12 protein-coding genes are annotated in these 12,330 nt (G+C 73.1%); 10 read left to right on the plus strand and 2 right to left on the minus strand.

Translation table 11 applies throughout. From position 1 onward, the window contains the following. Positions 1 to 50 precede the first annotated feature (50 nt). Together AB0B39_RS25810 and AB0B39_RS25815 are read left to right on the plus strand one after the other, a co-directional pair. Positions 51 to 590, plus strand: a complete 540-nt coding sequence (locus AB0B39_RS25810) for an RNA polymerase sigma factor (RefSeq protein WP_357575626.1) — start codon at positions 51 to 53, stop codon at positions 588 to 590. Next, on the plus strand, positions 587 to 1,126 hold the full coding sequence (locus AB0B39_RS25815) for a hypothetical protein (protein WP_357497561.1): 540 nt from the start codon (positions 587 to 589) through the stop codon (positions 1,124 to 1,126). The genes AB0B39_RS25810 and AB0B39_RS25815 overlap by 4 nt, the downstream gene beginning before the upstream one ends. On the opposite strand, the gene AB0B39_RS25820 is transcribed toward AB0B39_RS25815, so the two are convergent. Next, positions 1,123 to 2,304 (minus strand): low temperature requirement protein A, encoded by a 1,182-nt coding sequence (locus AB0B39_RS25820; RefSeq protein WP_357575627.1) that lies wholly within the window; start codon positions 2,302 to 2,304, stop codon positions 1,123 to 1,125. The genes AB0B39_RS25815 and AB0B39_RS25820 overlap by 4 nt on opposite strands. A 50-nt stretch (positions 2,305 to 2,354) precedes the next feature. Continuing rightward, positions 2,355 to 3,773: a serine/threonine-protein kinase gene (locus tag AB0B39_RS25825; protein WP_357575628.1), complete on the minus strand. Its 1,419-nt coding sequence runs from the start codon at positions 3,771 to 3,773 to the stop codon at positions 2,355 to 2,357. A gap of 122 nt (positions 3,774 to 3,895) precedes the next feature. Here AB0B39_RS25825 and AB0B39_RS25830 point away from each other — a divergent pair, with 122 nt between their 5' ends. The 8 genes from AB0B39_RS25830 (at position 3,896) to AB0B39_RS25865 (ending at position 12,279) form a co-directional block, all read left to right on the plus strand. Then, the gene (locus AB0B39_RS25830; protein WP_357575629.1) at positions 3,896 to 4,495 is read left to right on the plus strand and encodes a hypothetical protein; all 600 of its coding nucleotides are present in this window, start codon (positions 3,896 to 3,898) and stop codon (positions 4,493 to 4,495) included. Between the two features lie 349 nt (positions 4,496 to 4,844). Further along, positions 4,845 to 5,186: a PadR family transcriptional regulator gene (locus AB0B39_RS25835; protein WP_357575630.1), complete on the plus strand. Its 342-nt coding sequence runs from the start codon at positions 4,845 to 4,847 to the stop codon at positions 5,184 to 5,186. Beyond that, positions 5,183 to 6,130, plus strand: a complete 948-nt coding sequence (locus AB0B39_RS25840; RefSeq protein ID WP_357497553.1) for a permease prefix domain 1-containing protein — start codon at positions 5,183 to 5,185, stop codon at positions 6,128 to 6,130. The genes AB0B39_RS25835 and AB0B39_RS25840 overlap by 4 nt, the downstream gene beginning before the upstream one ends. 117 nt (positions 6,131 to 6,247) lie before the next feature. After that, a complete protein-coding gene (locus AB0B39_RS25845) occupies positions 6,248 to 7,576 on the plus strand; it encodes a sensor histidine kinase (protein WP_357575631.1) in 1,329 nt (442 codons plus the stop codon). After that, the gene (locus tag AB0B39_RS25850; protein ID WP_357497549.1) at positions 7,573 to 8,262 is read left to right on the plus strand and encodes a response regulator transcription factor; all 690 of its coding nucleotides are present in this window, start codon (positions 7,573 to 7,575) and stop codon (positions 8,260 to 8,262) included. The genes AB0B39_RS25845 and AB0B39_RS25850 overlap by 4 nt, the downstream gene beginning before the upstream one ends. An 81-nt stretch (positions 8,263 to 8,343) precedes the next feature. Further along, entirely contained in the window at positions 8,344 to 9,237 is an 894-nt protein-coding gene (locus AB0B39_RS25855; protein ID WP_357497547.1) for an ATP-binding cassette domain-containing protein, read from the plus strand. Then, entirely contained in the window at positions 9,234 to 10,295 is a 1,062-nt protein-coding gene (locus AB0B39_RS25860) for an ABC transporter permease (RefSeq protein ID WP_234583569.1), read from the plus strand. Before AB0B39_RS25855 ends, AB0B39_RS25860 begins: the two co-directional genes overlap by 4 nt. Positions 10,296 to 10,482: 187 nt before the next feature. Beyond that, positions 10,483 to 12,279, plus strand: a complete 1,797-nt coding sequence (locus AB0B39_RS25865; RefSeq protein WP_357575632.1) for a carbohydrate binding domain-containing protein — start codon at positions 10,483 to 10,485, stop codon at positions 12,277 to 12,279. Positions 12,280 to 12,330 lie beyond the last annotated feature (51 nt).

The following is a 12,330-nucleotide window of genomic DNA, read 5'->3' on the forward strand; positions in this document are numbered from 1 at the left end:
CGACGGCCGTACGATTGAGGATCGGCACCGGCGAGCATTGGACACCCGGCATGCCTGCTCCGGACGACCTCGACGCCCTGGCCCGCCGCGCCGCGCAGGGTGACTCCGCGGCGTTGGACGCCCTGCTGGTCGCGGCACGTCCGGAGGTGCTGCGGCTGTGCGCCCGGTTCCTGCCCAACCGCCAGGACGCCGAGGAAGCCTGCCAGGACACGCTCCTGGCGCTGGCCGGCGGCATCACCCGGTTCGAGGGTCGCTCCTCGTTCCGTACCTGGCTGCACCGGCTGGCCGCCAACCGGGCCCGCTCCACGTACCGCACGCTGCTCCGCCGCTGTCGACTGGAGGCCGGCGGCGTTCCGGTGCCCGACCAGGCCGATCCCCGACGGACCAGCGTGGTCGCGGGCACCCGCCTCGACCTGCTCGACGCGTTCGACTCGGTCCACCCCGACCACGCCGAGGTGGTGGCCCTGCGCGACGTCCTCGGGCTGAGCTACCCCGAGATCGCCGCCCTGCTCGACGTGCCGGTGGGCACCGTGAAGTCCCGGTTGCACCTGGCCCGGCGGCAGGTCCGGCAACGGCTCGGCGCCGGATGAGCCGGGCGTCGTTCCGCCGGCTCGCCGTCGTCCTCGCCGCCACCGTCGGGGTCGCGGCCTGCGGCGCCGACGCCGTCTCGCCGCTGCCCGTCCAACCGCCCGGTCCGACCCGTTCGACGCCGGCACCCGCGGCGACCTCCGCGATCGCCGCGCCCACCGCTTCGCCGTCCCGGCCGCCGCCGACCAGCGGGCGCCCGCCCGCCGCACCGCCCGCACCCAGCAGGACAAGGGGTACGCCCCGGACGACTCCCCCGCCGACCGCCGCCGCGACCCCGGCCTGTCAGGGCGCGGTCCGCTACGACCTGCCGCTCGCCGAGACCGAGATCGAGCTGCTGCGGTCGCTCTGCTTCGCCACCGGCGCGGTGCTGCGGATCCAGGGCATCGGGCCGGGGCTCGTCACCGTGGACCGCCCGGAGCTGGTCTCCCAGCAGTACGAGGCGGGCGTGGTGGACGTCCGCTTCGTCCGCACCGGCACCGTCGCCGTGACGATCCCGAAGGAGGGCCGGGACCACACCATCACCGTTGTGGTCCGCTAGCCGGTGGACCGGCGCCGGACCCGGAGGAACTCGGCGGCGGCGACCCCCGCCAGCACCAGACCGGCGGCGACGCCCACCGCCAGACCGGGCAGGTGCGGCGCGACCAGGGCCAGCGCGATCGTCACGACGACGCCGACGACGTGGAACATCGACAGCCGCTCGTAGACCTCGTACTCAAGCACCGCCCGACCGCACAGCACCAGTCCGGCGCCGCCCAGGATGAGCGCGGTCATCGGGCCGCCCGGTCGCTCACCGGGCTGCTCGATGATCCGTTCGACACCGGCGGCCGTGCCGACCACACCGGCGATCATGAGCCAGTGGGCGTACGGGTTGGTCTGCACCAGCCGGGTCGGGTGGGGCGACGACTCGATCGCGGCCCGCAGGGTCGCGCCGGCACCCCGGGCGTAGCTCCACCAGAGCACCGCGGCCGTGAGGAACGCGGCGCCGAAGGCGGCCACCCGATCCGCGGTGAACGGCTGGTGGCCCAGGCTCAGGACGCTGACCAGGACCAGTTCACCCAGCGACAGGATGTAGATCTGCTGGTAGCGCTCGGCGAGGTGTTCCGGCACCACCTGGTAGCGCGGCAGCGGCGGCCGACCGGGAATCGGAAAGCGCAACCCGTACGCGGTGTAGTCCGCCGTCAGCGCGGCCAGCCACAGTCCGAGCCGCCAGTCGCGATCGGCCACCAGAGCGCCCGCCACCCAGAGGCTCCCCGAGCCGACGTCCCAGATCAGGGCGCGTACGGGACGCTCCTGCTCCCGCCGCCCCCGCAGGGACCAGACGAGCGCCAGCCCCCGGACCAGGAAGATCACGACCCAGGTGCCGCCGAAGACCAACCCGTGGTCGCCGAACGCCGTGGGCAGCGCGGCGGACATCAGCATCAGCCCGAACATGCTGTCCAGGATCAGCAGCGGGACCGGCCGCCTCCGCGGGCTGTAGCTGTCGGTGATCAACGTGGTGGTCACCCACACCGCGAACAGCGTCGACAGCAGGACCAGCGCCTGGACGATGCCGGTCCAGCTCTGGTCGGCTGCCATCTTGCGCGAGGTCATCGTCAGACCGGCGACGAGGGCGAGATCGAAGAACAGCTCCAGCAGATCCGTACGCTGCGACCCGTCCGGCGCTCGGATCGGCGCGCGACGCGCGCCGGCGCCCACCGGCTCGCGCTTCTCCGCCACGGTGACAGCTTCACACCCGACGGGCTGCCGCCGGGCGCGTTCCGCCGCACCTACCGCAGGCGTACGCCGGCGAGCAGGGTGTCCACGAAGTCGGGACCGCTGCCCGGCGGTGGGGCGATCTGCACGTACACCAGGGCGGGGCCGCCGGGGTGCAGGGCGGCCGACTCGACGATCTGCGGCCGGCCCTGGTCGCAGACGTAGCGGACCACCGTCCATTCGACGCCCGCCTGTTGGGTGGTGCGGGCCGGCGCGGGCGCGCAGTCCCCGTGTGTCCGCTCGGCCAGGAATCCGGCCGGTGTGGTGCGTGCCGCCGTGGCGGCGGAGAGGCCGACGAACGCGCCGGGCAGTCGGGCGTCGGCGGCCCAGCGGCGGGGTCGCGGCGACATCACCAGGCCCGGTTCGGGTTCGCCGTCGGCGCTGTACTGGCCGGCCCAGGTCGTCCCCGTGGCGGACCAGCCGGGTGGCAGCGCCACGGTCAGCGGCCCGGTCGTGTACGTGCCACCGACCGACCGAACCGATCCGGTGCCACCCGGTTCGGCGGCTACCTGGCCCACCGCGACGGCGGTCACGACGGCCACCCCGGTCAGCAGGGACCGGCGTGCACGGCGCGGTGCTGGTCGCCGCCGTGCGCTCGCGGCGACCAGGTCGGCCGCTTCCCGCACCGGGTCGCTCGCGCGGGCCAACGCGGCGTGCAGGGCCGCGGCGTCGGAATAACGGTCGGCCGGGTCGTACGCGGTGGCCCTGGCGAGCACCGCCGCGATGCCCGGTGGCAGGCCGTCGCGGAGTCGGATCCGCGGGGCGTGCGGCGAGTCGGGTCGGGCCGGGTGCGTGCCGGACGGGTCGGCGGCCAGCAGCCGGACGCCAAGCCGGCCGAGCCCGTACACGTCGGCGCGCGTGTCGACCACCGCGCCCGGGTCGTCCTGCTCGGGGGCCATGTAACCGGGGGTGCCGGCCCGGGCGGTCAGTCCCGAGGCGGTGGCGAGCGCCTTGGCCAGGCCGAGGTCGGCGATCAGCACCGCTTCGGGCGCGTCCGGCCCGGTGGAGCGGAACAGGACGTTGCCCGGGGTGAGGTCCCGGTGCACGACCCCGTGCCGGTGCAGCACGGCGACCCCGGCGCAGACCTCGCCGAGCAGCCGCAGCGCGGTCGGCGCGGGGATCTCGCCGGTGGCGAGGCGGTCCCGCAGGCTCCCCCGGTCCGCCCAGGCCAGGACCGCGTACGGCCGGCCGTCGGGCAACTCACCGACGGTGTGCACCCGGATCAGCCGCTCGTGCTCCAGGCGGCGCAACAGCCGGGCCTCGTCGAGGAAGCGTTCCCGGACCCGCAGGTCGTGGCTCCAGTTCTCGGCCAGCACCTTGATCGCCACACGCGCGTCGAGCACCGCGTCGTAGCCCAACCAGACCGTCGCGAACGAGCCGACGCCCAGCAGTCGCTCGACGGCGTACGGCCCGATCCGCTGCGGAGCCGTCACGGTGTCACCCCCGGCCAGCACGGTCTCTTCACAGTAGACCGGGCCGGTCGGAAACCCGACGAACCGCTGACGCCGGCGCGGTGACTAACAGGGCAGGAGACCCATCACCGAAGGAGCACATCATGAACCGTCCCTCGATCCTTCGCACCACCGCCGCGCTGGCGCTCAGCACGCTCGTCGCGGTGATCGCCGCGGGCCCGGCCCCGGCAGCGCCGCCGGCCGGTGGCGCCGCGCCCGGCTCGGCGCGCGGTCCGCTCGCCGCCACCGTCGGACACGACCACCCGCAGGTGCTCAGCGTCGGCGGTGCCGGCGTGTACCGGATCGGCGCCAGCCTGGCCGCGCTCACCGCGGCCGGCCGCATCGACTGGACCGCGCCGGGCTGCGACGGGGTGGTGCACACCGGCGTGACGGGTTCCTGGGCGGGTGTCCTTCTGCTCGCCTTCCGTGCCGGTCGGCTGGTGGAGATCGGTACGGCCACCGCACCGCCGCAGTCGCCTGCCGGGGCCCGGGTCGGCATGTCCTTCGCGGAGTTGGAGGCGATCTACGGCCCGCGCGGGTCGCTGATCCGCAACGACGCGGGGGACGCCGAGGCGTACCTGGTCCGGGTCGGGTCGCGGGTGGAGCTGTTCACCGGGCACCCGATCCGGCCGGGCGTGGGCTACTTCCAGGTCGGCCTGGCCAGCTTCGTCGAGCGGAACTTCCGGCAGGGCTCGGCCTGCTGATCCGGGTCAGATCTCGGGGCGTCCGGTCCGTACCGGGCGCCCCACCCTGCTGCCTGACCGGGCGGTGGCCGTCCCCGCAGCCAAGCCGGCCCGGCGGCATCGCCATGCCTCCTTTGCTCTGCTTCAACCCAGGCAACAGCGAAGGGCCGCAGGTGTTGCCTGGGTTGAAGCAGAGCAAAGGGCCAACAGCACCCGGTCGGCGCCCCCTGCTGCTGCCCGCAGCGCTGATCCAGCCCGGACGGCGCCCGGGCGTCAGGCCGCGCCCAGCCAGCCTCCGTCACACCGTTGTCGGCAGTCACATCAATATCGGGATGGACAACACTGTGTGCCACACAGTATGGTGTGACACATGGTTAGCGAGGACGTTCTGAAGACGCACCTACAGGAGTTGCGTCGGGGCACCGTCGTGGTGGCCAGCCTGGTCGCGCTCCGCCGGCCGGACTACGGCTACGCACTGCTGCAACGGCTCACCGACCACGGCTTTCCGGTCGACGCCAACACGCTCTACCCGCTGCTGCGACGCCTGGAGGACCAGGGCCTGCTGACCAGCGAGTGGAACACCGAGGAGAGCCGGCCGCGCAAGTTCTACCGGACCAGCGACGAGGGCGCGTCGATGCTGAGCCGCCTCCTCGACGACCTCGCCGCCGTACAGACCTCCATCACCGGGCTGATCCAAGGAGTGGACCGATGAACACCCTGACCGACCGCTATCTGGCCGCCACCCTGCGCTCGGTGCCCGCCCAGCGTCGCGACGAGATCGCGACCGAGCTGCGCGCCTCGATCGAGGACATGATCGAGGATCGGACCGGGGGCGGCGAGGAGGCGGCAGCCGCCGAGCGGGAGGTGCTCACCGAACTGGGCAACCCCGACCGGTTGGCCGCCCGCTACGCCGATCGCCGGCTCCAGCTCATCGGCCCCACCTACTACCTGGTCTGGCTGCGGCTGCTGAAGCTGCTGCTCAGCTTCATCCCGGCGCTCGCCGGCACGGTCGTCGCGGTCGTCAAGGTGGTCGAGGGCAACGGCTTCGGCGCCATCGGGCCTGGCATCGTCGTCGCCCTGCATGTCGCCGTGCACATCAGCTTCTGGCTCACCCTGACCTTCGTCCTCATCGAGAGGTCCCAGCCCACCGTCGACCTGCCCGACTGGACCGTCGACGAGCTGCCCGACGTCCCCGCGCACCGCCACGTCTCGCTCGTCGACACCATCGCGTCGGTGGCCATGCTGGGGCTGACCATCGGCTACCTGCCCCTGCAGCACTACCACTCGTGGGTACGCGCCGGCAACGGCGACAACATCCCCGTCCTCGACCCGGCGCTCTGGTCGTTCTGGCTGCCGGCGCTGATCGTCGTGCTGGTCGCCATCGCGGTGTTCGAAATCGTCAAGTACCGGATCGGACGCTGGAACTGGACGCTGTTCGCGGTGAAGGCGCTGCTCAACCTGGCGTTCACGGCGTCGCTGGTCGGGCTGGCGCTCTCCGACGCGCTGCTCAACCCGGCCCTCGGTGAGCGGCTGAGCTGGCTGGCGGACGCGGACAACCGCAGCCTCCTCAACGCTCTCATCGCGCTCGGCGCCGCCCTGGTGCTGGTGTGGGACCTGGTCGACACGGCCCTCAAGTCCCGCCGCCAGACAATCTGAGCGACAACGGACACGGCGGCCCGACGCGGACACCGCGCCGGGCCGCCGCACGTCGGCGCTGTCACCGCCGCTCCGTCCGGATAGCGGACGCGGCCGGCGACGTGGCATCGTTCCCGGATGACCGAGGCACAGCGCGACGAGTGGCGCCGTCCGGGCCCGACGGCCGAGCAGCGGCGGATAGACCTGTGGATCGGGCTCGCGGTGACCGGGCTGGCGCTGGTCAGCCTCACCCTGGCCCGCAGCACCGGGGCGTTCCTGCTGGGGCCACCGCCGTCCGGGCCGGAGCAGCTGTTCTGGACCGTCGCGGTGACGCTTCCGCTGGTCGGGCGGCGGCGCTGGCCGGCCGCCACCCTGCTGGTCGTCGCGGTGGCGTTCATCGCCGCGCAGGCCCGGTCGGCGCCGGAGACCCAGTTCTCCGCGTGGGCCCTGTTCTGCGCCCTCTACACGATGGGCGCCTGGGGACCGAACCACCAGACGGCCCGCCGGCTGCGGATCGGCGTGATCGCCACGATGTTCGCCTGGCTGGGCGTCTACTACGCGGTGACGATCGACCACATCCCGCCCGGCGCCTTCGACGGCGCGGTAGGTCCGGTGCCGCCGGTGCTCGCCGCGATGGTCAGCGGCGTCCTGGTCAACATGCTGGTCTTCGGGTTCGCGTACTTCTTCGGCGAGACCGCCTGGGTGGCCGCGCGACGTGAGCACGAGCTGTGCGAACAGGCCGAGGAGCTGCGCCGGTCCCAGGCCGAGGGCCGGGAACGGGCCGTGCTCGGCGAACGGGTCCGGATCGCCCGGGAGCTGCACGACGTCGTCGCCCACCACGTGTCGGTGATGGGGGTGCAGGCGTCCGCCTGCCGCCGGGTGTTCGACCGTGACCCGGGCAAGGCCCGCACGGCGCTCGCCGCCATCGAGCAGAGCGCCCGCACCGCGGTCGACGAGCTGCGCCGGATGCTCGGCGTGCTGCGCGCCTCCGGCGACAGCGACGTCGAGCGGCCCGCGCCCGGCGACGTCGAGCGGATCGACGAGCTGGTCGAACGGGCGCGGGCCGCGGGCCTGACGGCAACCCTCGGGGTGTACGGCGAGCCCGTCGCACTGCCCGAGTCGGTGTCGCAGGCGGCCTACCGGGTGACGCAGGAGGCGGTGACCAACACCCTGAAGCACGCCGGGGCGGATCTGCTGGATGTGCGGGTCCGCTACCTGGCCCGGGAGGTGGAGGTGGACGTGACCGACGACGGACGGACCGGCCGCCGGGCCGGTGCCGCCGGGCTCGGCCTGATCGGGATGCGCGAGCGGGTCACCGCGCACGACGGCGAGCTGGAGGCCGGCCCCCGGGTCGGTGGGGGCTGGCGGGTCCGCGCCCGATTCCCGCTCGCGGATCCGGCGATCGGCCGGCAGCGCGAGACCGGAGACGGGCGGTCGTTGACGGCCGGGGCGGGGCGGTCGTCGTGAGCGCCGCACCGATCCGGGTGCTGCTCGCCGACGACCAGCATCTCGTGCGCACCGGCTTCCGGATCATCCTGGAGGTGGAGGACGACATCACCGTGGTCGGTGAGGCCGCCGACGGCGCGCGGGCCGTCACCATGGCCCGCGCCACGCGCCCCGACGTGGTGTTGATGGACGTGGAGATGCCCGGCATGGACGGGCTGGAGGCCACTCGGCGGATCACCGACGACGGGCCCGGCGCTCCGGCGGTGCTGATCCTCACGACCTTCGACCGCGACGACTACCTCTTCACCGCGCTGCGGGCCGGGGCCAGCGGTTTCCTGCTCAAGAACGGCACACCCGAGGAGCTGATCGAGGCGATCCGGGTGCTGGCCCGGGGCGACGGTCTGCTCGCCCCGGAGATCACCCGCCGGGTGATCTCCACGTTCGCCCGTCCCGGTGATCCGGCGGGCACCGCGCACCGGGGGGCCGACGCCGAGGCCGCGCTGGGCGAGCTGACCCCACGGGAGCGGGAGGTGCTGGTGCTGCTCGCCGCCGGGTCGAGCAACGCCGAGATCGCCACGACCATGTGCCTGGGCGAGGCGACGGTGAAGACACACGTGAGTCGGGTGCTGGCGAAACTGGGGCTACGCGACCGGGTCCAGGCGGTGGTGTTCGCGTACGAGAACGGGGTGGTCCGCCCCGGCGGGTGACCGGTGTCCGTCGCACGACGGACCTCGCGGCTCAGCCCTCGGACGGACGGCGGACCGACGCGTTCGATCTAGCGTGGACGCGTGACGAGAACGCTCCAACTCGACGGCGTCGACCGCAGCTTCGGCGACCGGCAGGTGCTCAAGAACGTGTCCTTCGAGGTGGCCGCCGGCCGGATGACCGGCTTCGTCGGCGCCAACGGCGCCGGCAAGACCACCACCATGCGGATCATCCTGGGTGTGCTCGCCCCCGACGCCGGCGAGGTGAGCTGGGGTGGCGCGAAGCTCACCCGGCAGGACCGCCGCCGCTTCGGCTACATGCCGGAGGAGCGGGGCCTGTATCCCAAGATGACCGCACGGGAGCAGGTGACCTACCTGGGCCGGTTGCATGGTCTGGACGCCCCCGCCGCCCGCCGCGCCACGGACGCTCTGCTGGAGCGGGTCGGGCTCGGCGAACGCGGCGACGACCTGCTGGAGACGCTGTCGCTGGGCAACCAGCAGCGGGCCCAGATCGCCGCCGCGCTGGTGCACGACCCCGAGGTGCTGGTGCTCGACGAGCCGTTCTCCGGCCTCGACCCCCTCGCCGTCGACACGGTCGTCGCCGTGTTGCGCGAACGCGCCGCGGCCGGGGCGCCGGTGCTGTTCTCCAGTCACCAACTCGACGTGGTCGAGCGCCTCTGCGACGACCTGGTGATCATCAATGACGGGGTGATCCGGGCCGCCGGCAGTCGTACGCAGCTGCGCGACTCGTACACCTCGCCCCGCTTCGAGCTGGTGGTGGCGACCGACGCCGGCTGGATCCGCGACCAGCCCGGCGTCACCCTGGTCGAGCTGGACGGCGCGCGGGCGGTCTTCGACCTGCCGGTCGGCGCCGACGAGCAGCCCATCCTGCACGCGGCCCTCGCCCGCGGCCCGGTCCGCGCCTTCCGCCCGGTCAGCCCCTCGCTCACCGAGATCTTCCGAGAGGTCACCCAGTGAACGTCACCCAGGCCACCCGGCTGGTCGCCGAACGCGAGATCCGGGTCAAGCTGCGCGACCGCACCTTCCTGTTCGGCACGCTCTTCTTCCTCGTGATCGCGGCCGCCGGCACCATCCTGCCGCCGTTGCTCTCTGGCGGTCCGAAGAGCGTGGCCGTCACCCAGGACGCGGCCGGCCCGCTGCGCGCCGCCGGGCTCGACGTCCGGGTGGTGGCCGACGACGGCGCCGCCGAGCAGGCCGTCCGCGACGGGGACGTGGACGCCGCGGTCGTCAGCGGTCCGGAGGTGCTCGCCATGGACGAGGCCCCCGACGAGGTGGTCCGGGCGCTGAGCACCGCGCCGCCGGTGCGCCTCCTCGACCCCGACGCGGTCGATCCGGTGGTGGCGTTCCTGGTGCCGTTCGTCTTCGCGTTCGTCTTCTTCATCACCTCGCAGACCTTCGGCCTGCAGATCGCGCAGAGCGTCACCGAGGAGAAGCAGACCCGGATCGTGGAGATCCTGGTCGCGGCCGTGCCGGTACGGGCGCTGCTGGCCGGCAAGGTGATCGCCGGGGGCATCCTGGCGCTCGGGCAGATCGCGCTGATCGGTCTCGTGGCCGTCCTCGGCATGCGGATCGGCGACAGCGGGGACCTGCTCACCCTGCTCGCTCCGGCGATCGGCTGGTTCGTGCCGTTCTTCCTGCTCGGCTTCGTGCTGCTGGCCGCGATGTGGGCGGCGGCCGGCGCCCTGGTCAACCGCCAGGAGGACATCGCCGGTGTGTCGACGCCGGTGCAGCTCGCCGTCATGCTGCCGTTCTTCGCGGTGATCTTCCTGAACGACAACGCGACAGCGATGCGGGTGCTGTCGTACCTGCCGTTCTCGTCGCCCACGGCGATGCCCCTGCGGCTGTTCACCGGCGACGCTGCCGGCTGGGAGCCGATCGTGTCGCTGGCCATCCTGCTGGTCGCCGCCGGCGCCTTCCTGGTCGCCGGTGCCCGCGTCTACGAGGGTTCGCTGCTGCGGACCAACGGCCGGACCTCGCTGCGCGCCGCCTGGCGGGAGCGCGAGAGCATCGGCTGACCGGCGACGGCCCACACGGGCGTCGGTGTCCCGAGCGGACACCGGCGCCCGTCGCCGTTCCCCTGCCCGTACGGCACCGGTCCGCACACCCGTTCGGTGGCTGCGAACGCCACTGGCGTTCCTACGGTGAGCCGATCCTCCCGGCAACGACCTGGTCGTCGCCGATCCCGGACCGGAAAGGCTCTCCATGACCCCACCGATCGACACGCGACGCTCCGGCGCAGCACCACGCCTGCGGCGTCTGCTCAGCGTGGTCCTGGCGGTCGTGCTCGCCAGCACACTCCCCGCCCTCGTCCGTTCCGCGCCGGCCTCCGCCGCGGCGGGCAACCTGATCCTCAACGGCAGCTTCGACAACGGCAGCACCGACCCCTGGTGGACCCGCCTCGCCTCCACCAGCACCACTGTCAACGCCGGCCAGCTGCGCATCCGCACCAGCGGGCCGGCCACCAAGCCCACCTGGGACGACCTGGTCGGTCACTTTGAGTTCGGGGTGACGGCGGGGCAGCCGTACCGGTTGCAGTTCGACGCCAACGCCGACGTCGGCCGCACCCTGCGCGTCTCGGTCTCCCGGGTGGACACGCCCTTCACCTCCGCCGTCGACCAGACCGTCGCGCTGACCTCCACGATGCGCCGCTTCACGTTCGACTTCACGTCGCCGTTCGGTGATCCCAAGGCGGTGCTCCTGTTCCACCTGGGCGCTCAGGCGGCCTCCACCGTGCGGCTGGACAACATCTCGCTCACGCCGCTGGCCATCGACCCGAGCACCGATCCGATCCTGTACTGGAACGGTGTCCTGCTGGACACCTACCGGGCGTTGGACCTGCCACCCACCGCATCGTCCCGGCAGGCGGCCATCCTGCACGCGGCGATGCACGACGCCGCGGTCTCGGTCACCGGCGTCGGCAACCCCTACCGGGTGCGGGTGCCGGTCAGCTATCCGGGCACCATGGACAACGTCGTGGCGCCGTCCCTGCACGCGGCCATCGACAGGGCTGCGGTGGACGTGCTGACCGCGCTGTACCCGACGCGACGCACGTCCTTCGAGACCGCCCACGGCATCGCCGTCACCCGGCGACCGTCCGGTGTGAACGCCGCCGAGGCCGCGCGGGGCGACACCGTCGGCGCCGCGGCCGCCGCCGCCAACCTCCAGGCCCGCGCCAACGACGGCGCCGACGTCACCACCGCGTACCGGTTGGACGGGGTGGACGGGTCGTGGCGACCGACCGACGGTAAGCCGGCCGTCAGCCCGAACTGGGGGCACGTCACCCCGTTCGCGCTGACCTCCGGCGACCAGTTCCGGCCCGGCCCGCCGGCCGGCGCGACCGACTACGCGGACCTGCTGGGCAGGCAGGAGTACCGCGACCAGGTCCAGGAGGTCCGCGACCTCGGTGGCCGGACGTCGGCACTGCGCACCGCCGACCAGACGCAGATCGCGTTCTTCTGGGCCAACGACCTGGCGGGCACCTACAAGCCGCCGGGCCAGCTCTTCGCCCACACCCGGATCGTCGCGGAACAGCGGAAACTCGGCATCCTGGCCAACGCCCGCCTGTTCGGGCTCGTCGCCCTGGCCCTCGCCGACGCCGCCATCGCCGCCTGGGACGCCAAGTACCTGACCGACATCGACCTGTGGCGACCGGAGAGCGCCATCGGCAACGGCTGGCAACCGCTGTCGCAGGACCGCGACGGTGTCTCGTTCTCGCCGTCCTTCCCGGCGTACATCTCCGGTCACGCCACCTTCGCCGGGGCGTGGGCGGCGGTGCTGAAGGGCTTCTTCGGCACCAACTCCATCGCCTTCGACGCCACCACCGACGACCCGCACGCCACCGGAGTCGTCCGCCGGATGAGCGGCTTCGACGAGGCCGCCCGGGAGAACGCGCTCAGTCGGATCTACCTGGGCGTGCACTACCCCTTCGACGCGGACGCGGGAATCGCCACCGGCACCTCCGTGGGCGCGTACGTCTTCGCGAACCGGCTGCGACCGTGAGTCGTCCGCCGGCGTGACGGGGGGCTCCCCGCCCGGTCTGTCGACCGGGCG

Origin of the sequence: Micromonospora sp. NPDC049114 (genome assembly GCF_040648635.1) — a bacterium.
Taxonomy (GTDB): Bacteria; Actinomycetota; Actinomycetes; order Mycobacteriales; family Micromonosporaceae; genus Micromonospora.